The sequence below is a fragment of the Micromonospora sp. WMMC415 genome (genome assembly GCF_009707425.1).
Classification (GTDB): domain Bacteria; phylum Actinomycetota; class Actinomycetes; order Mycobacteriales; family Micromonosporaceae; genus Micromonospora.
Window position 1 is genome coordinate 1,187,418 of the sequence record NZ_CP046104.1, and the last position, 21,667, is coordinate 1,209,084.

Consider the following 21,667-nt stretch of genomic DNA (forward strand, 5'->3'; position numbering starts at 1 on the left):
CAGCCGCTCCGGGGCCCGTACCTCGTTCCGGCGGGCGGCGGGGACCGGCCCGGTGGCGGCCGCCGTGACCGTCGTGCGGCCGTCGTGGACGCGCACGAGCACCCACGCCGTCGGTGGGGTCTGCGATGCTGGCCCGATGACCACGACATGGCGCCACCTGCCCGCACCGGCACGGGAGATCGCGGTGGCGGCGACCGACGCGGTCACCGCGGCGCAGGGCCGCGACGTCGAGGCGTACGACCTGGCGACCGCGCGTCTCGCGGCGGCCGAGCGGTCCGGGCTGGTCCTCGGCGCCGTGGTCCGGTCCCTGCTGGAGGTGGGTCATCCGGACGGGCTCGCCGGTGACGACGTCCGAGCGGTGCTGGAGCGCTGCGTCCGTGGCGCCGCAACCTGGCGGGCCGACGTCGACCCGCAGGTCCTGCTGGTGCTCCTGGCCGGCGCGCTCGGCCTGTACGACCCGGAGGCCGACGAGGCCCCGCCGGCCCCGGAGGCGTACGCCCGGCACGCCCCGCTGCTCGTCGCGCACCTGCTCGCCGCCACGGGGGCGACGCTCGACGCGCACCTGGCCGCCGCCTTCACCGACATCCAGCGCGCCGAGCTGCACGACTGATCCCGGGACGGCAGCATCCCGCCCCGGGGCCGGCGCGGTCGGTCAGCCGCGCCGCAGCCGGCCGGTCTCCTTGCCCTGCGCGTCCCGCAGCACCAGCACGTCACCGTCGAGACCGGCCTGTCGGGCGGTGGTGAGCCACCCGTTGACCGGCACGTTGTCGCAGCCGATCAGGGTGCTCATGCCCCCGGTCGCCCCGAACGCACCGCCGGGCCCGGCCGCCCAGCGTCCACCCGAGCCGTTGCAGCCGTCGGACGCGCGCCACGTCCCGTCCGCCGCCAGTTCGGCGAACGGCGGCGTCGGCCAGCCACCGGGCCCGGGGGCCGGCGTCCGGCCGTCCGGCCCGCTGACCGGCACCCACCGGCCGACCAGGTCGTCCCGACCGGGTGCGGCGAGATCGCCCGGGAGCGCCGGCACCGGAGCGAGCCGGCGTCGCACCTCGTCGGTGACGGTCGGGGGCTCCAGCCAGGGCCGGTACACGTCCGGGCCGCCCCGCGGCCGGGCCCCCGGCCGCAGCCGGGCCAGTTCGTCGCCCTCGGCGTCGAGCAGGACGCGGCTGTCGCCCTCGGCCCGGAAAGCGGCGGCCCGCGCCAGCCAGTCCGGTGCCTCGGGCCGGGGCGCCGGCTCGCACCGTCGGGAGTCGGTCGTCGAGTTGCCGTGGACGCCGGCGAGGAAGAGCCCGCTCTGGTCGGCCCGCCACTCCCCGAGCAGCATCTCGCACCCGCGGAAGACCACGAGACCGTCGTCCGCGAGCCGCAGCACGGTGTCCGCCGGCACGCCCCGCCCGCTCACCGACCACGCTCCGACCAGCCCGAGCGGCTCCTGGGGAACGGCTGGCGTGGCGGTGGTCGGTGACGGCGGCGCGGCCGCGCCCGGGGAGCCGGTGCCCGCGCAGCCGGCGAGCAGCAGCACGGCGAAAGTGAACGATCCGATCAGGTACCTGTCCCCGCGCATGTGCCCTCCGTCCGACATGTCCTGAACGTGGGACGGCACGGCGTCCCGTTCGGTTCCCGCCTCGACTATCGGGGTTCTTCGTCCGGGGTTCCGTCGTGCCAGCGGGCCCGCCAGCCGGCCTCGTGCTTCTCGTACGTGGCCTTCTCCTCGAACACGGCGCCGAGCAGGGCCCGGCGGGCGTCCGCCATGACGACCACCTCGATCACCACCAACGCGATGCAGATGGCCGTCAGCAGGCTGAGCGCCGCCAGCGCGGGCAGGTGCGTCGCGACGGGAATGGCGACCGCGAGGACGAGCACGGTGCCGACGCGGGTCCAGGAGAGCGTGCGGAGGGTACGCAGTTGGAACAGCATCCCGCCGCAGAGGTAGCAGATCACCCCGCTGAACAGCAGCGGTGCGCCCGGGCCGTGGGTCGGCTCGGCGAGGCCGACCGCAGCGTCCGCGACCTGCCGCACGATCTCCTCCGCCCCGAGGGCGAACAGGATGATCCCGGCGATCATGACGAGCTGGCAGTACGCGTAGGCGTCCCGCGCCATGGCGACCCGGGCGCGGCCCTGCGCGGCGTGCTGCGCGATCCGGGCGGCCGGAGCGATGACGTCGAAATGCGTCCACCACAGGGCGGCGGTGAAGAAGATGCCGAGCACCGCGGCGGTGACGCCCCGCCAGGTGACCGGCTCACCCCCGAGCAGGTTGCCGCCCACGCCGACCGAGATGATCGACTCGCCCAGGGCGATGATGAGGATGAGGTCGTACCGTTCGGTCCAGTGTTCGGCGGAGGTCAGCACCCAGCCCCAGGCGGTAGAGACGAGGCCGGCGCCGTACTGCAACAGCACCACGGCGATCCACAGCCCGTCGCGCACCATCTCGGCCAGCCCCAGGTCGTCGATCTGCGGTGGGATCAGCGCGGCAGCCAGCAGCAGGAGGGTGCTCGTCACCAGCTCGGGGGAGTACCTCAGCAACAGGCGACGTTCGCCGGGCCGCTCCTGGGCGACGTGCCAGTAGAGCAGCAGGTGCACGAAGCGGAGCACCAGGTAGCTCACCGCGACCACCACCGGTCCGACAGCCCACTGCACCGGGTTGCCGAACGCCTGTGGCAGGGACAGGGAGAAGCAGAAGAGCGCGGCCATCGCGACGACCATCAGCGCCGGGACGAAGCCCACGCCGAGTCGGACCCGGGTCGCGACGACGGTGTGCACCACCCAGCACCACCAGAGGACGGCGAGGACCAGCATGCCGTGCAGCAGGCTGTCGCCGGTGATGTTCATCGCGGTGGCCCGGGTGATGATGAAGAACGAGAAGACGAAGACCAGGTCGAAGAAGATCTCGAATCGGTCCACCCGGGTACCGGGGGCCACCGCGACGGCCGGGCCGAGCCGCTCCGCCCACCGCTTGCCACCCACCGACCGAGTGTCGCAGCGCGTCGGCGGCGGCCGGGCGCGATTCGTCACCAAACGGACGGCGAGGGCTGCTAGCTGACCGACGCGGTCGCCCCGCTGCCGGCCAACGAGATCGCCCACCGGTCTTGAGAAGCCCTAGGAGCGTGGACGCAACCACCGGGTTCTCCGGTCGCCGGGGCGGGGTTGTTCCGGTGGGCGGCGGGACGAGCGGCGGGTGTCGATGGCTGCGATGCCCGCCAGGATGACGGTGGCGGTGATCGCGGCCGCTATCGGCGGCGTGTGGATCAGAGGCACGGCTGCCAGCAGGAGGACCAGGGCCCCTATCCAGCGGTGTGGGGACACTCGGGAGAAGACAGCCCGTTCCAGCGCCGCCCGCCCGGCCAGATAGCAGGCCGGCCCACCCAGGATCATGATCAGCCACAACGGGTAGCTGTGGTCGGCGGGGTGGGTCTGGACGATTTCGTGGCCGATGGCGGTTGCCACGATGCCGAGGATCATCACGACGTGTGCGGACGCGGCGAAGCGACCCAGGCCGGCCGGGTCCTGCGCGGACGCGACGGCATCGCCGAAAAGTTGGCCGGCCTTGTGGAAGTAGATGCGCCATAGCAGGACGGTCGTGAGGAACGCCGCCAGCAGACCGATGCTCCGGTAGTCGCCGACGCGACCGAGCCGGGCGGCGTAGATGACACCGACGGCCAGGATCGTCTCGCCCAGGGCGACCAGCAGCAGTTGCTGGAACCGCTCCGCCAGGTAATGCGGAGCGAGTGCCCATACCGATGCCCGGCCCTTGCCCAGGCCCGGCACCGGCCATCCCCGCCACGCCGACCCGAGATCAACCGCAACCGCCACCAGCCACCAGGCGGCCTGTTTCCCGCCCGAGGTCAACGCCCCGCCGATCCAGAACACACCGGCGACCAGGAACCAGATCAAGGCCCGAAGGTACAGCCGGCTCAGCGCGTGCCGGCCCAGCGCGTAACCGAAGATCAACGCGCGGCTGACCTGGGCGAGGACGTACGTCGCCGCGAACGTCATCCCCGCGCCGCCGAACGCGTGGGGCACCGTCGCTCCCATCACCAGCAGCGCGAACGCCGTGACCACCACCATCCGCTGCGTGTGGGCGGACCGCGGGTCGAACCGGGCGGTGATGTAAGCCGTGATGATCCACAACCACATCAGCGGCATGAACAGCAACAAGATGCGTCCGGTCGCCGTCCACCGCTCGGCAAGGTCGCCGCCGTTCACCGCTGGCGCCGCGACGGCCACCAGCCGATTGAGCGCGAACACCATCACCAGATCGAAGAACAACTCCACGAAGGTCGCCTGCTGCGCACTCTCCTTGCCACGCAGCAGCCCTACCGCGTGTCCACGTCCCCATCGCCGATCGGCCACCACCCGCCCATCCCAGCGGATCCGCATCCCATGCACTGTCGCCTTGGGGAAAAGACCCCGAGCTCACCGGCATACCGATCAACGACGTGGTCCGGGGTCGTGGGCCACGAGCAGATCTCGACCAGGCCGGACTCACCCGGGATATGCCAGAAGGCCAGGTGAGAGGCGATCTCACCTGGCCTTCTGCCACTGGTCGGGGTGGCCGGATTTGAACCGACGACCTCTTCGTCCCGAACGAAGCGCGCTACCAAACTGCGCCACACCCCGAGGCGTGCCGACAAATAGTAGCCCACCCGATCCGAGGGTCAAACCGGGTACCCCTCGGCCCGGCGCCTCAGCGCGGGATCAGCGTCAGGATGCTCGCCTCGGGCGGGCAGGAGAACCGGACCGGGGCGGTCGGGTGGGTGCCGAGGCCGGCCGAGACGTGCAGCCAGGAGTCGGAGCCGGGCCAGCGGTGTAGACCCTTCGCCATCGACCGGGGCAGCCCGCAGTTGGTGACCAGCGCGCCGACGCCCGGCACGCAGACCTGGCCGCCGTGGGTGTGACCGGCGAGGAGCAGTCCGAACCCGTCGGCCGCCATCTGGTCGAGCACGGGCGGTTCCGGGGAGTGGCTGAGCGCGATCGACAGGTCGGCCGACGGTGAGACCGGGCCGGCGACCGAGGCGTAGTCGTCCCGCTCGATGTGGGGGTCGTCCACGCCGACCAGCTCGACGAGCCGGCCGCCGGCCTTGAGCGTCGTCCGGGCGTTGTTCAGGTCGACCCAGCCGGCTCCGGTGAACACGTCGCGCAGCTCGTCGTACGGCAGCTCGACGCCCTCGACGTACTCCCGGTCGGGGAGGAAGTAGGTGAAGGGGTTCTTGAGGACCGGCCCGGTGTAGTCGTTGGAGCCGAACACGAAGGCGCCCGGGTAGTCCAGCAGCGGCTGGAGGGCGCGCAGCGCTCCGGGCACCGCGCCGGGGTGGGCCATGTTGTCGCCGGTCACCACGACCAGGTCCGGGTCCAGGCCGGCCAGCGACGCCACCCAGCGCTGCTTGCGCCGCTGGTCGGGCATCATGTGCAGGTCGGACAGGTGCAGGACGCGCAGCGGCTCCGCGTCGGCCGGCAGCACCGGTACGTCGTACCGCCGCAGGGTGAACATGTTGCGCTCGACGAGCGACGCGTACGCGAGGGTGGCCGCGCCGACCGCGGCGGTCCCGGCGGCGAGCCGGAATAGTGTGCGCTTTCGCATGGCGATCAGGGTAGTTTGACCGTCCATGAGCACGTTGAAGGACCGTCTCACCGCGGACATGCGAACCGCGCTGAAGGCGCGTGACGAGCTGACCACCTCCACCCTCCGGATGGCGCTCGCGGCGGTCGGCACCGCCGAGGTGGCCGGCAAGGCCAAGCGGGAGCTCACCGACGACGAGGTGCTCGCGGTGCTGACCAAGGAGGCGAAGAAGCGCCGCGAGGCGGCGGTCGCCTTCCACGACGCGGGGCGCATCGAGCAGGCCGCCAAGGAGACCGCCGAGGGCGAGGTGCTGGAGCGCTACCTGCCGCAGCAGCTCTCCGACGAGGAACTGGCCGACGTGGTCGCGGGGGCGCTCGCCGAGGGTGGCTTCACCGGCAAGGCGCAGATGGGCCCGGCGATGAAGGCCGCCCAGGCCGCGGTGGCCGGCCGGGCCGAGGGGGGCCGGGTCGCCGGTGAGGTACGCCGGCAGCTCGCCGTCTGACCGCTTCTTTCGAGTACGCGAAACGGGCGGGCACCCCGAGGGGTGCCCGCCCGTTCGTCGTCGTGGACCGGTCAGCCGCCGGGGCGGCCGGGCGGGCGGCCGGGGTTGGTCGGCGGGTTCCCGGGCTGGCCCGTGGGCGGGGTGGCGCCCTGGCCGGAGCTGACCTGGATCATGACCACGCCACCCTTGATGGTGCGTCCCTCCGGGCTGGTGCCCGCGGCGGTGTTGGCGGGGCAGTCGGACGGGACCTTGTTGCTGGAGACGACCGCGTCGAAGCCGGCGCCCTGGATGCGGGACTTCGCCTGCTCCACGCTGACGCACTTGACGTCCGGAATCCGCCGCTGGTCGCCCTCGCGGATCTTGTTCCCGGGCGGGGTGAAGTTGATGCGCTCCTTGCCCTTCATCGCGTCCCGCAGCGTCTCGTACACCGGCGGGTTGATGCCCGTCTTCTCTTCGTGCTTCATCTCCTGGGTGGTCTGCGGCCAGTCCGGGTCGGCCATGATGCCGGCCACCGCGTACTGCTTGGTCATCGCGACCAGCGAGGCGGTCTTCTCCGAGTCGGTCGTGCCGGACTTGCCGGCCACCGGCGCCTTCACCTCTTGCTTCACCTTGCCGGCGGTCGCGCCGGCGCACTTGGACGTCGACGAGCGGTCACCGACCGGGCAGCGGGCGGCGTCCACCGCGGCACGGGCCACCTCGGTGCTGATGCGCTGCTCGCAGCGCGGGTTCGCGACGTCGAGCTTCTTGCCGTCCGGGTCGCGGATCTCCTGCACCGGGATGGGCTCGCAGTACTTGCCGTCCGCCGCCAGGGTGGCGTACGCGTTGGCCAGTTCCAGCGGGATCGTCTGGGAGACACCGAGGCTGAAGGCACCCCACTGGTGGGCACCCTTCTCCAGGTCGATGTCCTCCTGGGAGCGGAAGTTGATGCCGAGCTTCTTGGCCGCCTTGACCACGTTCTCCGCGCCGACCTGCTGCTGCAGGGGAATGAAGTAGGTGTTCACCGAGCGGCCGAACGCGCTCCACATGTTGTGGACGCCGGCCATGCTGGGGCTCGCGTTCTCCGGGCAGTAGAAGTGGGTGCCCTCGCAGGCCGCGTCGCTCCCCCGCTTGATGATGTACTCGGACGTGAACCGCTGCGGCGCGTTGATCGTGTAGCTGAGCGGGACGCCCTTCTCCAACGCAGCCACGATCGTGAAGATCTTGAAGGTTGAGCCGGCCTGGTACCCGGTGATGCCGTCACCGCCGCTGAGCAGCGGGTTGACCGTGTTCGGGTAGTTGCCCCGCTTGCCCTTCTTCCGCTGCTTCGGGTCGCTGTGCGGCTTGTTCTGCGGGCTGTCGGGGTCGTCGAGCTTGTAGTTGCGGTTGACCGAGAGCGCACGGACCCGGCCGGTGCCCGGCTCGATCACCGCGACCATCCGGGCCGCCTTGCTGGTCACCGGCAGGTTCCTCCGGACCGCCGCGTCAGCGGCGTTCTGGACCTGGGGCTCCATCGTCGTGACGATCGTGAAGCCGCCGCTCTTGAGCCGCCGTTCCCGGTCGTACGAGGTCGAGCCGAACGTCTCCTGCGCCATCCACCAGCGGTAGAAGTAGTCGCAGAAGAAGCCCCAGCTCTTCGTGGTGGTGTCGACACAGCCGTTGGGCGCCCGCTTGCCGACGACCTTGAGCTTGACCGCCTTGGCCTTGTCGGCCTGCTCCTTGGTGATCTTGCCGATCTCGTACATGTTGTTGATGACGTAGTCACGCCGGGCCACCGCCTGCGGGTATCCGCTGCGGGTGGTGGGGTTGAACGCGCTCGGGGCCTTGACCAGGCCGGCGAGCATCGCCGCTTCCTCGATCGTCAGCTTGCTCGGGTGCTTGGCGAAGTAGACCTGGCTGGCGGCGAAGATGCCGTACGCGCCGTTGCCGAACGCGGCGATGTTCAGGTAGCGCTGGAGGATCTCGTCCTTGGAGAGTTCCTTGTCGATCTGGAGCGCGTAGCGCATCTCGCGGAGCTTGCGGGCGCTGGTGTCCTCGGTGGCCGCGACCACGTCGGCCGGGTGGGTCGCCGAGTACGCGATGGCGAGCCGGACGTACTGCATGGTGAGCGTCGAGGCGCCCTGCCGGTCGGCGGTGCCGGAGCTGTTGTTGACGAAGGCGCGAGCGACGCCGTTCAGGTCGACGCCGTTGTGCTGGTAGAAGTCGTGGTCCTCGGCGGCGATGATCGCGTCCCGCATGACCGGTGCGATGTCCTTGAGCTTCACCTCGCGACGGTTCTCGTCGAACATCGTCGCGAGCGGTGTCTTGCCGTCGGACGCGAGCAGGTAGCTGATCTGCGGTGGCCGGGCCACCGTCAGCTCTTTGGGCAGTGCTCCGAAGGTCTCGGCGCCGGCCTTCGCGGCCAGGCCGGACATCGCCACTGCGGGGAAGGCCGCTGCGGCGACCACCACGCCGGCCAACAGGCCACAGATGAGTAGCGATGCGGCGTTGGTCAGCACATTGTGGTCACGTTTCCGCATCCAGGTCACCTCGACAGGGTACGCGAACAGGCAACGAGGGGCGCGGGGCGTCTTTTCCCCATTTCCTGCGCGCGCCGGCCTCGTTGTGCTAAACGCACGACCCCCGGTTCGAGGTTGCGTGGATCTGGCGCCGAGTCTCCCCCGTCTTGGGGAGGGCGCGCAGCGTTTTCGCGTACCCGAAGCGGGGTAACCGGCGGTCGAGGGCCCGGGAAGCCGGGAGTGTCCGGAATGATGGATTTGGCCGACAACGTTGCGTAATCGGGCAACTACAGAGCATGATGAGGGCGGCGACAGCGCCACATGTCGTCCGTGCCGCCTTGGGGAAGGCCGGCCGGGCGACCGGGGGGAATTGCCGGCTGGTCCGCGAACGGGGTCGGTAGTACTGCAAGGGGGGACGTGTACACATGGGCATGATCACTGACTGGCCGTCACTGGCGGCGTGTCAGAACGGGGACCCGGACGCGTTGTTCGTACAGGGCGCCGAACAGAACGTGGCCAAGCGGATCTGCCGGAGCTGCCCAGTCCGGTACGAGTGCCTGGCGGACGCGCTGGACAACCGGATCGAGTTCGGCGTGTGGGGCGGCATGACCGAACGGGAACGCCGGGCGTTGCTGCGCCGCCACCCGCAGGTCACGAGCTGGCGCAAGATGTTCGAGGCCGCGATGAAGAAGAACGCCAAGGACAAGGCCGGCAAGGACAAGGTCCTCGCCGCCACGGCCGGTTGAGCCGGCACCGGGTGCGCCGGCACAGTCAGCTGAGGCCCGGCCGGTCCACCGGCCCGGTCACTCGCGGCTGATCGCCGCACCGATCGTCCGCAACCCGTCGACGTCGTGCACGTCGGCGGGTTGCGCCGTCACCGACACCGTCGGGACGGTCGGGAACGTCTCGGTGAACCGCGCGGCCACCCGCTGCTCGCGTACCGCCTGCTGGGCCAGCGCGGCGTGGGCCCGCAGCACCTCGGCGGTGCGCTCGTGGCCGCCCCGCTCGGCCAGCCGCTCAGCGGCGGCCAGGCTCTCGTCCGGCCCGAGCTCCGGCACGGCCGGGCGGTGGACCCGGTTGAGGACCAGACCGGCCAGCGGCATCTTCTCCTCCCGCAGCCGGCCCGCGAAGTAGGCGGCCTCCCGGACCGCGTCCGGCTCCGGAGCCGCCACCAGCAGGAACGCCGTCTCGCGGGCCTGGAGGATGCGGTACGTCTGCTCCGCCCGCTGCCGGAAACCGCCGAACATCGAGTCGAGCGCCGCGACGAAGCCGGAGAGGTCGGTCAGCAGCTGCGCGCCGAGGATCTTCTGCACGACCTTCGAGAACACCCCGAAGCCGGCGGTCACGAAGGTGAACATGCTCCGGCCGCCCGTGCGGGCCGGGGCGAGCAGCAGGCGCAGCATCCGCCCGTCCAGGAAGCGGGACAGGCGGGCCGGCGCGTCGAGGAAGTCCAGCGCCGAGCGGGACGGCGGGGTGTCCACCACGATCAGGTCCCACTCGCCCCGGGCGTGCAGCTGCCCGAGCTTCTCCATCGCCATGTACTCCTGGGTGCCGGCGAAGGTGGAGCTCATGGCCGCGTAGAACGGGTTCGCGAAGATCTCCGCCGCCTTCGCCGGATCGGTGTGCTGGAGCACCACGTCGTCGAAGGTGCGCTTCATGTCGAGCATCATGGCGTGCAGCTCGCCGCCGCTGGCCTCCGCGTCGATCCCCTTCACCTGGCGCGGGGTGTTGTCCAGCTCGGTCAACCCGAGTGACTGCGCCAGCCGGCGGGCCGGGTCGATGGTGAGCACGACCGTACGCCGGCCGTGTTCCTCCGCGGCCCGCAGCGCGAGCGCGGCGGCGGTGGTCGTCTTGCCCACCCCGCCCGCCCCGCAGCAGACCACGATCCGTACGCCCGGATCGGCGAGGATCCGGTCGACGTCCAGCGGCGGCGCCACGTTGTCGGAAGGCACCAATCGAGCGTATCGGGCCGGCTCCCGCCGCGCGTCCGCGCCGACGGGAGGTGTGAGTCATTCTGCTCTCACCAGCGCCTCGGCCAGCCGGTCCAGGCCGGCCCGGTCCACCCCGTCCGGCAGGAGCGGCAGCTCGACGAGGGGCAGCCCCAGCTCCACCAGGTCGGTGCGCAGCGAGTCCTCCAGCTCGCGCCGGACCACCTGGTCGCGCGCCTCCGAGGCCAGCCCGGCGACGATCCGCTCGTCGGCGGGCAGCCCGGCGGCGCGCAGCCCGCCGGCCAGCTCCTCGGCGGTGACCGCCCGTCCGACCGGCAGCGGCGGCCGGGTGCCGTTGACGATGACCCGCCCGACCGGGAAGCCGAGCGAGGTCAGCTCGGCGATCGCGTCGACCGTCTCCTGGACCGGCATCTCCTCCAGCAGCGTCACCACGTGCACGGCGGTCATCGGCGACCGCAGCAGCGCCGCGACGCCCTCGCTCTGCGTCTTGATCGGACCGACCCGGGCCAGTCGCGCCGTCTCGGCGGTGACGTTCAGGAAGCGACCGATCCGCCCGGTGGGCGGCGCGTCCAGCACCACCGCGTCGTACACCCGCCGCTGGCCGGTGGTGCGGGTGGTGGCCTCCTTGACCTTGCCGGTGAGCAGCACGTCGCGCAGGCCGGGGGCGATGGTGGTGGCGAAGTCGATGGCACCGAGCTTGCGCAGCGCCCGGCCGGCCCCGCCCAGCTTGTAGAACATGTCCAGGTACTCGAGCAGGGCCTCCTCCGCGTCCACCGCGAGGGCCCGCACCTCGCCGCCGCCGGGCGCGTCGGTCAGGTGCCGCTCGGCGTACGGGAACGGCTCGGTGTCGAAGAGCTGGGCGATGCCCTGGCGCCCCTCGACCTCGACCAGCAGCGTGCGCCGACCGCCGGTGGCCAGCGCCAGGGCCAGCGCCGCGGCCACGCTGGTCTTGCCGGTGCCGCCCTTGCCGGTCACCACGTGGAGCCGGGCCGGCCATTCCGTCACCGCCGGCTCATCCGGACGCTTCGCTGCTCCCACCCGTCGAGCCTATCCAGGTCAGGCGACCTCGCAGACCCACCAACCCGTCTTCTTGACCACGGTGAAGCGCAGCGGCAGGTCGGCGAACTTCTCGTCGGTCGTGGTCATGGTGACCTTGGTGGTGACCGTGGCCCGGTCACCGGTCTGGTTGTCGACGCGCGGGGCGCTCCACCGGAAGCGCGGGTTCTGGTACTCGGCCGCGTACCTCTCCACCTCGGCGACCTTGGCCGCGATCTTCTCGTCGTCGCGGGACGCGGAGCACACGAGGGCCGCCGCCCTGCCGGCGTCGCGGTCCTTGTAGACGGCGTTGAGGAACTCCTCGACGGCCGCTGTCGGCTCCTTCGCACCCTCGCCGGTCTCCGCCGTGCGCAGCGCCAGGAACGCGGCGACGCCGCCGCCGGCGCACAGGACCAGGATCACCGCCAGCGCGATCGACGCGACCACCACCCCGCGCTTGCGGCGCGGCGCCTCCGGACCCTCGTAGGGGGGGTAGCCGGCGGGCGGCGGTGGGATCGCCGACGGGTCCTGACGCGGCACGGAGGGGGTGGCCGCGGTGGACCCGGCCGGGGCGGCCGGATCGCCGGTGGGTGGTTCGGTCATCGTTCCCCCGGGGGTGGGACTGACGTCGGATCGGCGAGGCGACGGAACGTCGGGCAAGTCGGCGGTGGGACCCGCCCGTTCCGTCGGGAAGGGTAACCGTCGGGCCGGCCGTACCGCGCGTACCGGTCCCGCACCCGGGTCGCCGGCGGACAACGGGCCCTGGTCGGGGCCGGTGATCAGCCCCGCCACCTGCGGTGTGTCGCATATGTGACTTGTGGTGGATCGATCCTGCGCGTCCTGTTGGCGGGACTCCGGGCCGGTCCTACCTTTTTCCCCGGGTGCGGAATGAGGGCCGGGGCCGGGGGCCGGACCGACAGGGCGGACTCGACCAGCTACGACGGCCGGAGGCAGGGCAATGCGCGACGTGGAGAACACCCCTCGAACCCAGTTCCCGGCGGCGTCCCGGCGTCCCGGCGGGCCGGGCGGCGGCGAGGGGAGCGGGCTGCCGATCAACGAACGTGCGTACCGCCGGATCGCCGAGCCCGTCGACGTGCTCCGCGCCTTCGCCCAGACCGGGGACCGGCCCAGGGACGAGGAGAGCCCAGGGTACGTGGTGCACCTGCCGATCCGGGTCGCCGACCTGGCCGCCGCCACCGCCCTGGCGGGCACGATCGCCACCTCCCTGAGCTTCCTCGGCGAGGTCGACGCCGGGGAGACCACCGTCTCCACCGCCGACGACCAGAACAACCGGCACCGCGTGTTCTGCGACCTCCTGCTGCCCGACCGGTCCCGCTGCCCCCAGCCGTACGAGCACACCGGCCCGTGCGGCGACCTGTCGGTGGCTCCGGAGCAGCGTCCGGCATCCCGGCCCGCGAGCGGACCGTAGGCTGTGGCTGAAAAAGCCGCACGCCACGAGAGGGAGCCCCCCAGCGATGCAGAAGTGGGAATACGCCACGGTCCCGCTGCTGGTCCATGCGACCAAGCAGATCCTCGACAACTGGGGCGAGGACGGCTGGGAACTGGTGTCCGTGGTTCCCGGCCCGAACCCGGAGCAGCTCGTCGCCTACCTGAAGCGGCCGAAGGCATGACCGGGCCGCACGCGAAGCTCGCCGAGCTGGGCCACGAGCTGCCCGAGGTGGTGCCCCCGGTCGCCAGCTACGTGCCGGCCGTGCAGTCGGGGCAGCACGTCTACGTCTCCGGTCAGCTGCCGATGGCCGAGGGCAAGTTGCTGGCCACCGGCAAGGTCGGCGCCGGTGTCTCCGCCGACCAGGCCAAGGACCTGGCCCGCCGGTGCGCGCTGAACTCGCTCGCCGCGATCGACTCGCTGGTCGGGCTGGAGAACGTCGTCAAGGTCGTCAAGCTGGTCGGCTTCGTCGCCAGCGCGCCCGGCTTCACCGGCCAGCCGGCCGTCGTCAACGGCGCGTCCGACCTCTTCGGCGCCGTCTTCGGGGAGGCCGGCCGGCACGCCCGCAGCGCGGTGGGCGTGGCGGAGCTCCCGCTCGACGCCCCGGTCGAGATCGAGGTCATCGTCGAGGTGGCGTAGCCCCACCACCCGCGATCTTGCACCTTCCGCCCTGGCAAAGGCCCTGAACGGGCACGAAGCGGGGACCGGAAGTGCAAGATCGCGGGGCGTGGTGGCGGGGGTCGTACGATCGCAGCCATGGGCGGGCACTTCACGGCACCGGCGGCGGCTCTCGCGGACGAGCTGCCGGGCTGGGTCACGTTGCTGCGGGCGCCCAACCCGGGGCCGATGACGCTCGACGGCACCAACACCTGGGTGCTGCGGGCCGCCCCCGGTGAACCGGCCGTGGTGGTCGATCCGGGGCCGGCCGACGACGGCCATCTCGCCGCGATCGCCGCGCAGGGGCCGGTCGGGCTCGTCCTGATCACCCACGGCCACCCGGACCACACCGACGGCTCGGCGCCCCTGCACGACCTGCTCGGCGGGGTTCCGGTCCGCGCCGCCGACCCCGCGCACACGATCGCCGCGGCGCCGGTCGGCGTCGGTACGCCGCCCGCCGTCCCCGGCATCGACCTGCGGCTGGTGCCGACGCCCGGCCACACCGGTGACTCCGTCTGCTTCCTGGTCGAGCACCAGGGCCAGCGCGTCGTCCTTACCGGCGACACGATCCTGGGCCGCGGTACCACCGTCGTCGCCCACCCGGACGGGCACCTCGGGGACTATCTGAGCAGCCTGGAGCTGCTCTCGACGTACACCGGGATCCCGGCCCTGCCCGGCCACGGCCCGGCGCTGGCCGACTGCGCCGCGGCGGCCGAGTTCTACCTGGCCCACCGACGGGCGCGGCTCGACCAGGTCCGGGCCGCGCTGGCCGCCGGCGCCACCACCGCCGCCGAGGTCGTCGCGATCGTGTACGCGGACGTGGACCGCTCGCTGTGGTGGGCGGCGGAGTGGTCGGTGCGGGCGCAGCTCGAGTACCTGGGCCGGGAATCCGGCGACACCGGCGTGGGGTTGGAGCAGACGTGACCTGCCCGGTGTGTGGAACCGTCGCCGTACCCGGCGCGCGGTTCTGCCACAACTGCGGGGCCGCGCTGCCGGCCGCCGCGACGCTCCCGGCCACCGAGCGCCGGGTGGTCACCGTGCTCTTCGGCGACCTGTCCGACTTCACCTCCTGGTCGGAGGATCTCGACCCGGAGCGGGTCGGTGCGGTCACCGACCGGGTGCTGGCCGCGCTCGCCGGTGCGGTCAAGACCTTCGGCGGGCACGTCGACAAGCTGACCGGCGACGGGATCATGGCGGTCTTCGGCGCGCCGGTCGCCCACGAGGACGACGCCGAGCGGGCGGTGCGGGCCGCGCTGTCGATGCAGCGGGCGGTCCGCCGGGTGCTGGACGACGAGCGCGGCGGCGGCGCGCCGCTGGGCCTGCGGGTCGGCCTGAACACCGGGGACGTGATCGCCGGGATCCAGGCCGCGATCGAGTACACGGTCATCGGCGACACGGTCAACACCGCCGCCCGGCTGGCCGACGCCGCCGCTGTCGGCGCGGTGTACGGCGGCGCGCGGACCGCCGCCGCCACCCGGCACGTCGCGTCCTGGCGGGCGCTGCGCCCGCTGCGGCTCAAGGGCAAGCGGGAGCCGGTCGAGGCGTACGAGCTGCTGGGCCTCCTGGACGCCCCGGGCACCCGGTCCGGCCTCGGCGACGAGGCCCCCTTCGTGGGCCGGGAGACCGAGATCGGCCGGGTGGCCGGCCGGCTGGCCGAGGTGGTCGACCGCAGCGAGCCCCGGGTGCTGCTGATGACGGCCGAGGCGGGCATCGGCAAGTCCCGCTTCGCTGCCGAGGTGGAGCGCCTCGCCGCCGGCTACGACGTGGGCGCCGGCCGGTTCGCCGCCCACACCGGCGCGCGGGTGCTCTCCGTCCGGTGCGCGGCCTTCGGCGAGCGGCGCCGGCTCGCGCCCCTCGCGGACCTGGTGCGCGCCGCGGTCGGCCTGCCCACCGACGCGGCCACCGCGCTGACCCGTCCCGCCGTCGAGGAGCGGCTGCGCCGGCTCGGCCAGCGGCTCGGCCGGGCCGGGGGCGAGCCCGCCCCGATCGCCATCGATCAGCTGCTGGCCCTCCTCGGGTACGCGGAGCTGCCCGCCGGTGGCCCCACCGACCAGGGCGAGTGGAGCTCCGCCGGGCAGGCCGCCGACGCCGAGGCGGTGCCGAACGCGGTGGCCGACCTGCTCAGCGCCCTCGCCGGTGAGGCGCCGCTGGCGGTCGTCGTCGACGACCTGCACGACGCCACCGCCGAGACCATCAAGGCACTCGGGTTGACCCTCAACCGGCTCAGCGGCCCGGTGCTGGTGCTGCTGCTCGGCCGGCCCGAGCTGGTGCGTACGGCCGGCGCGCTGACCCGCGTCTCGGACGCCGAGGTCCACGCCCTGCCCCCGCTGCGCGGCGCCGACGCGGCCCGGCTGCTCACCAGCTACCTCGGTGGCGGCCGGCTGCCGCAGGCCGACGCCGACCGGCTGCTCGCCACCGCGCAGGGCAACCCGTTCTACCTCGCCGAGCTGGTCACGCTGCTGATGGAGCGGGGCGCGCTCACCGCGGGCACCGGCAACTCGTGGCGGCTCGCGCCGGGCTCGCTCGGCAGCCGGCTGCTCTCCAGGGATCTGGCCGCCGTGCTCGCCGCGCGTATCGACGCGCTGCCACCGGACGCCCGGTCGGCGCTGCGGGACGCGGCGGTCGTTGGGGACAGCGTGCCGGCCGGCACCCTGGAGGCGCTCCGCGAGCAGCGCGCCGGCCGGGACGGCCGGCCGGCGGCGGTCGTCGCCGTCGAGCTGGAACGTGCCGTCGAGGAGCTGCTGCAACGGCGCATGCTGCACCGCACCCGCGCCGGGTACGCGTTCGCCACCCCGCTGATGCGGGAGGCCGCGTACTCCGGGGTGAGCAAGGCGGAACTGGCCGAGCGGCACGCCGCGCTCGCCCGCTGGGCCGCGGCCGACCCGCCGGCCGGCGCTCCGGTGCCCGGCGGGTTCACCGAGGCGGCCCGGGACGATTTCGTGGCCGCGCACGTCGAGCGGGCCACCGCGCTCGCCGACGCGGTCGGCCTGCGCCCGGACGCGCCCGCCCGGACGGTGGTCCCGCTGGGGATCGCCGCGCTGGGCCGCGCCGCCCGCCGGTCCCTGCAGGCCGGCGAGCCGGCGATGGCCGTCGAGTACGCGGAACGCGCCGCCGAACTGGCCCGTGGCGCCGTACCGGCGGCCGACCGGGTGGTGCACGCGCGGGCACTGCTCCAGATCGGCCGTCCGGCCGACGCGCTCGCCTCCGCCGAGAAGATCGCCGCCAACGCGGGCGACGAGGCGGCGACCCGGGCCAGCGCCCTGCTCCTCGCCGGCCAGGCGCACCAGACGATGGGCGACCACGGCCGGGCGGTGGCCTGCTGGCAGGAGGCGTTGCAGGTGGCCACCGCGCACGGGCAGCCGACGCTGCGCGCCTCGGCGATGCGCCGCCTCGGCATGGCCGACTTCATCGCCGGCCGGCTCGGCCAGGCGAGCAGCCGGCTCGCCGCGTCGTACCAGGTCAGCCTGTCGGTGCAGGACCGCCGCGGGCAGGCCTGGTCGTTGCAGAACCTGGCCTGGGTCACCACCACCCGGGGGGACTTCGCCGGCACCGACGCCGTGCTGAGCCGGGCCGCCCGGCTGTTCGCCGAGCTGAAGGACCCGTACGGGAGGGCCTGGCTGCGCGGCACGACCGCGTTCGCCCGGCTGCTCGCCGGCCGGCTGCGGGAGGCCTGCCGGCTGGCGCAGGTCTTCCTGCCCTTCGGGGAGCGGGTCGGCGAGGAGTGGGCGGTGGGCACGCTGCGCGGGGTGGAGGCGTTCGCCACCGCCGAGCTCGGCGACCTGGCGGAGGCGGACCGGTTGGCCCGGCGCGCGTACCGGGACTTCGCCGCCGTCTCCGACGAGTGGGGGCGTGGCTTCGCGCTGGTGGTGCGGGGCGTCATCGCGCGGAGCCTGGGCGAGCCGGAGCACGCCGCCGACCTGCTCACCGACGCGCTGGGGTTCGCCAACCGCACCTCGCACCCGTTGCTCACCGGCATGGCGGGCACGCTGCGCGGGTTCGTGGCACTGGACATGGGCGCCCACGACCTCGCCGAGCGGGACGCCCGCGCCGTCCTGACCGCCGTCGAGCCGCACAACCCGCAGGCTCCCGCCCAGGTGGCGCCGCGGGTGCTGCTGGCCACCGCGCGGCTCGCCGCCGGTGATCCGGCCACCGCCGTCGGGCTGCTCGCCCCGGTCGCCACGGCCGCGCTCAACGCGCCGTCGCTGCTCTTCTCCCGCCGCCAGACGCTGGCCCGGTACGCGTCCGCCCTGCTCGCGCACGGCCAGCGGGAGCAGGCGCTGGACTGGGCGCGGCGGGCCGTCGCCGCCCCGGCGGAGGACGTGCGCAGCCAGGTGATCGCGGCCAGCGTCCTCGCCGAGGCGCTCGCCGCCTGCGGCCGTCCCGTCGAGGCGCTGGCCAGCGCGGAGGAGGCGGTCCGCCTGGCGTACGCCACCGAGCAGCGCAGCGAACGCCGCAACGCCGACGCGCTCCGCGCCCGCCTCACGATCTGAGCGCCGCCGCCGCCCGAGCCGGGCTGCCGTGTGGCACAGGTTTTGACGGTTTCGCCGATGTGGATGTCGGGGGCGGTCGTTAGCGTGTGGGGGCCGGACGCGGGGCACGACCGCGCCGGCCGGGGAGGGGTCCGATGAAGCTGCCGCGTTCCGCCGCCGGCTGGACGATCGCGGTCTTTGGCGTGCTCGCGCTGGTCATGGGCGCGGTCGGGCTGATCTGGCCGGAGGCGCTGCTGCGGCTGCTCGGCTTCGAGGTGCCCGCGTCGCGGGCGGCCGGTGACTACACCGGCACCTTCCTGACGGCGTCCTCGATGGCCTCGTTCAACATGGGGGTCTACTACCTGCTCGCCACCGCGACCGAGTGGCGGCCCTTCTACCGGTTCACCGTCTGGTTCCGGCTGGTCACCTTCACCGTGTTCACCATCGCGGTGCTGGCCGACGTCGCGCCGGGCCGGTTCTTCGGGGTGGCCGCCTGGGAGGGGCTGGGCGCGCTGGCGACCGCCGCCGGCCTCTGGTGGGACGCCCGCCGGGGTGGCGCCGCATCGACGGCCGCCACCGCCACGACGCCCGCTGATCGGGCCGCGCCGCCGTCCGCGGCGGACGCGGTTCACTGAGCGGCCGGCCGGATTCGGTATTTTCAAGCTGTGACCGACACCCCGCCCGGCGCCCTGCCGATGCCCATCGTGCCTGGTCTGACTGATTTGCGGGTGTTCGCCCGGGGCGGCTACGCGACGATCTACAAGGCCACGCAGATCTCGGTGGGGCGCGAGGTGGCGGTCAAGGTGGAGAACCGCACGCTGGACAGCGAGCGGGACCAGGCGCGGTTCCTCCGGGAGGCGCGCGCGGCGGGGCGGATGTCGTCGCATCCGCACGTGGTCGACCTCTTCGACGTCGGGGTCACGGTCGACCAGCACCCCTACCTGATCATGGAACTCTGCGACGGGTCGTACGCCGAGCGCATGCGCACTTCCCCGCTCGGCCCGCTGGAGGCCCGCGACCTCGGGGTGAAGATCGCCGACGCCATCGCCCACTCCCACGCGGCCGGCGTGCTGCACCGCGACGTCAAGCCGGCGAACATCCTCTACTCGCACTTCAACCCGGCGGTGCTGGCCGACTTCGGGCTCGCCGTCGTCGCCGAGATGCGCGACGCCTCGGTCGCCCTGGAGGTGCTCACCCCGGCGTACGCGCCACCGGAGATGTTCAACCACAGCCCGCCCTCGCCGGCCGTCGACGTGTACGCGCTCTGCGCCACCCTCTACGCGGTGATGCACGGCCGGCCGCCCCGCTGGCGCTCCGAGCGCAACCCGAGCCTGGTCACCGTGCTGGAGATGTTCCACCAGCCGGTCCCCGGCCTGCCCGGTGTGCCGGAGGACCTGGTCGACATCCTCCGCGCCGGCATGTCGAACGATCCGGGGGCGCGGCCGTCCGCGGCCGAGCTGAAGGCCCTGCTGGCCGACCTGCCGCTCAGCGGCGCGGTGCCCGGTCACGGCAGTTCCCCGGTCCACGGTGGAGGCACGTCGTCCGGGCCGTACGCCCTCGGCCGGTCCGCCCGGCCCGCGCCCCGCCCGCCGGTGGAGGACCCGCACCCGACCGTGCCGACCGACGGGCGGCGCCGACGCCGCTGGTTTCTCGGCGGCGCCGGTGTGGTCGCGCTCGCCGCCGCGGCCGGTGCCGGTGCCTGGCTGGCCGCCGGGGCGACCGCGCCGCTGCCGCCGCCGACCACCGACGTCGCGTCCCACCTGCGGCCGGCCTGTGCGCAGGTGGCCGAGCTGCCCGCCGGGGCGCGGTGCGGCGACGAGTTGGAGTGCTTCGGGCCGATGGAGGTGCGTGGTGCGCGGGCCCGGGCGGCGCGGGTGCCGTGTGCCGGCGAGCACACGTGGGAGAGCTACGTCGAGGGCGTGCTGCCCGACACGCTGCTCGGTGCCGGCTACGACGAGGTCAGCAGCGACCCCGCCGTACGGCGTGTCTGCAACGCGACGACCTTCCGGTTGACCAGCGGCATGACGTACACCGACGGGTGGAACCTGGAGGTGCTCCCGCCGGACGCCGCCGACCGGACCTACCGCTGCCTGGCCGGGCGCGGCCTGGACGCGCTCGCGTCACCGACCTTCGTCAGCTGACGGCCCCCGGTAGCGGTCGCGCATCGCGCGCACCGCCTCCCGGTTGCCGAGGGTTTCCAGCGTGTCGGCGTCGACGGCGTGCAGGGCGTCGGCCGTCGGGGGCGACACGGGGATGGCGGGCGGCTCACGGCCGTCCCGGGCGGCCGCCACGGCCACGCCGCAGACCGCCGTCGACAGGACGCAGAGCAGCGCCAGGACGACCGCGAGGAGATCCTGGCGGCGCAGCGCGAGCAGCGTCACGAGCAGAGCGACCGCCGCCACTCCTGCGACGAGCGCCACCAGCCGTGCGTCGGGCCTGCGTTCCGTCACCCGTCCAGCATGTCGGCCGGGAGCCTGCTGTCAACCACCCGTCCGGAGTGGAAGCGCCCATCAGGGACGGGGTCTGCCGGTACCGGAGTGTGGGTGGCATCGACACGGGGCGTGGCTCCCACCCATCCTTGTAACATTCGCGACAGTGGACAAAGGACATCGACACGTGCCGTCCCGGCGTCGGGTCGGAGCGTTCCCGAACAGCGGTTACGCCGGCAATTCGCCAACTGTCGAGAATGAATCGATCCGCTGTGAGATGGGTCACCGGAATCCCGGGCTGTGCGGTAGTCGTTGATCTCGCTACGGTTCCCCTGCCGAACGCGGCGCAGCAATTACGGGGGCGACAGACGTGGACTCATGCCTATCCGCAACGAGCAATGCGTTTATTCTTCTCCTCCGTTCCGCGGCCGGTAAACCATGTCCGTTCAGGAGAGGGAAGACATGTCAGGGAAGAATGGTCGGCGGCGGATCATCGCCGTCGTCGCGGCGGGCGCGTTCCTCGTCCCGCCGCTGTCACCGGGCGCCGCGTACGCCGACGAGGGGCGACCGGTCGACGTGACGACCGAGGAGGTGGTCCTCGCCGAGGCGGCCGAGATCGAGGCGGGCACCGTGCCGGGCAACGGCTGGATCTTCGAGGACGAGCCGGCGCGACCCGGGTTCGGCTGCCCCGAGGCGGGGACGCACTACCGGGTCTTCAACCGGAAAGGCATCCACATCCCGGTTGGTATGACCTTCAAGAACGGCCCCGGCGGCACCACCAAGGCGGCGATCCAGACCGGCCTGGAAGCCACCGTCAAGGTGTCGGCCTCCGCGAGCTTCTCCGCCGGAGCGCTGGTGGCCAAGGCTGAGACCACCTTCGGAATCGAAGCGTCTGTGACCTCGAAGATTCAGCACACCTGGGAATACAGCCGCAACATCGACCCGAAGAAGTACGGAAATCTGCGATTCGGGAACTGGGGTTGGCGCATGGGCGCCGAAAAGTACACCGTGGACAGCCGTTGTAAGGTCAAGAACAAGAAGAGCGCGACGGTGACGGCCATGCCCAGCGCTTCCACGTGGGGATACCGCTACTGGGAGACCTCTTCCTAGTTTCATTCAGCGGGTGGTCCCGGCCGATGCCCGAACGGCCG

20 protein-coding genes and 1 tRNA gene are annotated in these 21,667 nt (G+C 72.9%); 11 read left to right on the plus strand and 10 right to left on the minus strand.

The window, feature by feature from the left end:
- Positions 1-136: 136 nt before the first annotated feature.
- Positions 137-610, plus strand: a complete 474-nt coding sequence (locus GKC29_RS05860) for a hypothetical protein (RefSeq protein ID WP_155329837.1) — start codon at positions 137-139, stop codon at positions 608-610.
- A 42-nt stretch (positions 611-652) separates the two neighbouring features.
- Here the strand turns inward: GKC29_RS05860 and GKC29_RS05865 are convergent, their stop codons facing one another.
- The 5 genes from GKC29_RS05865 to GKC29_RS05885 all read right to left on the minus strand — a co-directional run bounded on the left by GKC29_RS05865 (position 653) and on the right by GKC29_RS05885 (position 5,575).
- Complete coding sequence (locus GKC29_RS05865; protein ID WP_155329838.1) at positions 653-1,561, minus strand: hypothetical protein; 909 nt, start codon at positions 1,559-1,561, stop codon at positions 653-655.
- Positions 1,562-1,626: 65 nt separating this feature from the next.
- Entirely contained in the window at positions 1,627-2,961 is a 1,335-nt protein-coding gene (locus tag GKC29_RS05870) for a low temperature requirement protein A (protein ID WP_155329839.1), read from the minus strand.
- 132 nt (positions 2,962-3,093) lie between these two features.
- Positions 3,094-4,374 (minus strand): low temperature requirement protein A, encoded by a 1,281-nt coding sequence (locus GKC29_RS05875; protein ID WP_155329840.1) that lies wholly within the window; start codon positions 4,372-4,374, stop codon positions 3,094-3,096.
- Between the two features lie 163 nt (positions 4,375-4,537).
- Positions 4,538-4,614: transfer RNA gene (locus tag GKC29_RS05880), tRNA-Pro, on the minus strand.
- Positions 4,615-4,681: 67 nt separating this feature from the next.
- The gene (locus GKC29_RS05885; RefSeq protein WP_155329841.1) at positions 4,682-5,575 is read right to left on the minus strand and encodes a metallophosphoesterase; all 894 of its coding nucleotides are present in this window, start codon (positions 5,573-5,575) and stop codon (positions 4,682-4,684) included.
- Positions 5,576-5,600: 25 nt separating this feature from the next.
- Between GKC29_RS05885 and GKC29_RS05890 the strand changes: the two genes are divergently transcribed.
- The gene (locus GKC29_RS05890) at positions 5,601-6,056 is read left to right on the plus strand and encodes a GatB/YqeY domain-containing protein (protein ID WP_155329842.1); all 456 of its coding nucleotides are present in this window, start codon (positions 5,601-5,603) and stop codon (positions 6,054-6,056) included.
- 71 nt (positions 6,057-6,127) lie between these two features.
- Here the strand turns inward: GKC29_RS05890 and GKC29_RS05895 are convergent, their stop codons facing one another.
- Positions 6,128-8,551: a transglycosylase domain-containing protein gene (locus GKC29_RS05895; RefSeq protein ID WP_155329843.1), complete on the minus strand. Its 2,424-nt coding sequence runs from the start codon at positions 8,549-8,551 to the stop codon at positions 6,128-6,130.
- A 404-nt stretch (positions 8,552-8,955) separates the two neighbouring features.
- On the opposite strand from GKC29_RS05895, the gene GKC29_RS05900 reads away from it, so the two are divergent.
- Entirely contained in the window at positions 8,956-9,276 is a 321-nt protein-coding gene (locus tag GKC29_RS05900; protein WP_155329844.1) for a WhiB family transcriptional regulator, read from the plus strand.
- 57 nt (positions 9,277-9,333) lie between these two features.
- Here the strand turns inward: GKC29_RS05900 and GKC29_RS05905 are convergent, their stop codons facing one another.
- The 3 genes from GKC29_RS05905 to GKC29_RS05915 are packed head-to-tail and all read right to left on the minus strand — an operon-like array spanning position 9,334 to position 12,117.
- Entirely contained in the window at positions 9,334-10,485 is a 1,152-nt protein-coding gene (locus GKC29_RS05905; RefSeq protein WP_155329845.1) for an ArsA-related P-loop ATPase, read from the minus strand.
- A 54-nt stretch (positions 10,486-10,539) separates the two neighbouring features.
- Positions 10,540-11,517 carry an ArsA-related P-loop ATPase gene (locus tag GKC29_RS05910; protein WP_155329846.1) on the minus strand — a complete coding sequence of 326 codons (978 nt, stop codon included), beginning with the start codon at positions 11,515-11,517 and terminating at the stop codon, positions 10,540-10,542.
- Between the two features lie 18 nt (positions 11,518-11,535).
- Positions 11,536-12,117, minus strand: a complete 582-nt coding sequence (locus GKC29_RS05915) for a hypothetical protein (protein WP_155329847.1) — start codon at positions 12,115-12,117, stop codon at positions 11,536-11,538.
- 355 nt (positions 12,118-12,472) lie between these two features.
- Here GKC29_RS05915 and GKC29_RS05920 point away from each other — a divergent pair, with 355 nt between their 5' ends.
- The 7 genes from GKC29_RS05920 (at position 12,473) to GKC29_RS05950 (ending at position 20,228) form a co-directional block, all read left to right on the plus strand.
- Complete coding sequence (locus GKC29_RS05920; RefSeq protein ID WP_155329848.1) at positions 12,473-12,943, plus strand: hypothetical protein; 471 nt, start codon at positions 12,473-12,475, stop codon at positions 12,941-12,943.
- Positions 12,944-12,989: 46 nt separating this feature from the next.
- A complete protein-coding gene (locus tag GKC29_RS05925; protein WP_013736319.1) occupies positions 12,990-13,145 on the plus strand; it encodes a DUF4177 domain-containing protein in 156 nt (51 codons plus the stop codon).
- Complete coding sequence (locus GKC29_RS05930; protein ID WP_155329849.1) at positions 13,142-13,600, plus strand: RidA family protein; 459 nt, start codon at positions 13,142-13,144, stop codon at positions 13,598-13,600. The genes GKC29_RS05925 and GKC29_RS05930 overlap by 4 nt, the downstream gene beginning before the upstream one ends.
- A gap of 117 nt (positions 13,601-13,717) precedes the next feature.
- Positions 13,718-14,542, plus strand: coding sequence for an MBL fold metallo-hydrolase (locus GKC29_RS05935; RefSeq protein ID WP_155329850.1), 825 nt, complete (start codon positions 13,718-13,720; stop codon positions 14,540-14,542).
- Positions 14,539-18,108 carry an adenylate/guanylate cyclase domain-containing protein gene (locus GKC29_RS05940; RefSeq protein ID WP_155329851.1) on the plus strand — a complete coding sequence of 1,190 codons (3,570 nt, stop codon included), beginning with the start codon at positions 14,539-14,541 and terminating at the stop codon, positions 18,106-18,108. The genes GKC29_RS05935 and GKC29_RS05940 overlap by 4 nt, the downstream gene beginning before the upstream one ends.
- Before the next feature lie 134 nt (positions 18,109-18,242).
- Positions 18,243-18,722: a hypothetical protein gene (locus GKC29_RS05945; RefSeq protein ID WP_155329852.1), complete on the plus strand. Its 480-nt coding sequence runs from the start codon at positions 18,243-18,245 to the stop codon at positions 18,720-18,722.
- 60 nt (positions 18,723-18,782) lie between these two features.
- A complete protein-coding gene (locus tag GKC29_RS05950; protein ID WP_196255892.1) occupies positions 18,783-20,228 on the plus strand; it encodes a serine/threonine-protein kinase in 1,446 nt (481 codons plus the stop codon).
- Here the strand turns inward: GKC29_RS05950 and GKC29_RS05955 are convergent.
- On the minus strand, positions 20,208-20,537 hold the full coding sequence (locus tag GKC29_RS05955; RefSeq protein ID WP_155329854.1) for a hypothetical protein: 330 nt from the start codon (positions 20,535-20,537) through the stop codon (positions 20,208-20,210). The two genes, GKC29_RS05950 and GKC29_RS05955, sit on opposite strands and share 21 nt — an antisense overlap.
- A gap of 417 nt (positions 20,538-20,954) precedes the next feature.
- Here GKC29_RS05955 and GKC29_RS05960 point away from each other — a divergent pair, with 417 nt between their 5' ends.
- Positions 20,955-21,626 carry a hypothetical protein gene (locus tag GKC29_RS05960; RefSeq protein ID WP_155329855.1) on the plus strand — a complete coding sequence of 224 codons (672 nt, stop codon included), beginning with the start codon at positions 20,955-20,957 and terminating at the stop codon, positions 21,624-21,626.
- Positions 21,627-21,667 lie beyond the last annotated feature (41 nt).

What these genes read in the sequence shown, in the direction of transcription:
- GKC29_RS05860 (WP_155329837.1), top strand. Translation starts at nt 137, where the DNA reads ATGACCACGACATGGCGCCACCTGCCCGCACCGGCACGGGAGATCGCG.
- GKC29_RS05865 (WP_155329838.1), bottom strand. Translation starts at nt 1,561, where the DNA reads ATGCGCGGGGACAGGTACCTGATCGGATCGTTCACTTTCGCCGTGCTG.
- GKC29_RS05875 (WP_155329840.1), bottom strand. Translation starts at nt 4,374, where the DNA reads ATGCGGATCCGCTGGGATGGGCGGGTGGTGGCCGATCGGCGATGGGGA.
- GKC29_RS05885 (WP_155329841.1), bottom strand. Translation starts at nt 5,575, where the DNA reads ATGCGAAAGCGCACACTATTCCGGCTCGCCGCCGGGACCGCCGCGGTC.
- GKC29_RS05890 (WP_155329842.1), top strand. Translation starts at nt 5,601, where the DNA reads ATGAGCACGTTGAAGGACCGTCTCACCGCGGACATGCGAACCGCGCTG.
- GKC29_RS05895 (WP_155329843.1), bottom strand. Translation starts at nt 8,551, where the DNA reads ATGCGGAAACGTGACCACAATGTGCTGACCAACGCCGCATCGCTACTC.
- GKC29_RS05900 (WP_155329844.1), top strand. Translation starts at nt 8,956, where the DNA reads ATGGGCATGATCACTGACTGGCCGTCACTGGCGGCGTGTCAGAACGGG.
- GKC29_RS05915 (WP_155329847.1), bottom strand. Translation starts at nt 12,117, where the DNA reads ATGACCGAACCACCCACCGGCGATCCGGCCGCCCCGGCCGGGTCCACC.
- GKC29_RS05920 (WP_155329848.1), top strand. Translation starts at nt 12,473, where the DNA reads ATGCGCGACGTGGAGAACACCCCTCGAACCCAGTTCCCGGCGGCGTCC.
- GKC29_RS05925 (WP_013736319.1), top strand. Translation starts at nt 12,990, where the DNA reads ATGCAGAAGTGGGAATACGCCACGGTCCCGCTGCTGGTCCATGCGACC.
- GKC29_RS05930 (WP_155329849.1), top strand. Translation starts at nt 13,142, where the DNA reads ATGACCGGGCCGCACGCGAAGCTCGCCGAGCTGGGCCACGAGCTGCCC.
- GKC29_RS05935 (WP_155329850.1), top strand. Translation starts at nt 13,718, where the DNA reads ATGGGCGGGCACTTCACGGCACCGGCGGCGGCTCTCGCGGACGAGCTG.
- GKC29_RS05945 (WP_155329852.1), top strand. Translation starts at nt 18,243, where the DNA reads ATGAAGCTGCCGCGTTCCGCCGCCGGCTGGACGATCGCGGTCTTTGGC.
- GKC29_RS05950 (WP_196255892.1), top strand. Translation starts at nt 18,783, where the DNA reads ATGCCCATCGTGCCTGGTCTGACTGATTTGCGGGTGTTCGCCCGGGGC.
- GKC29_RS05960 (WP_155329855.1), top strand. Translation starts at nt 20,955, where the DNA reads ATGTCCGTTCAGGAGAGGGAAGACATGTCAGGGAAGAATGGTCGGCGG.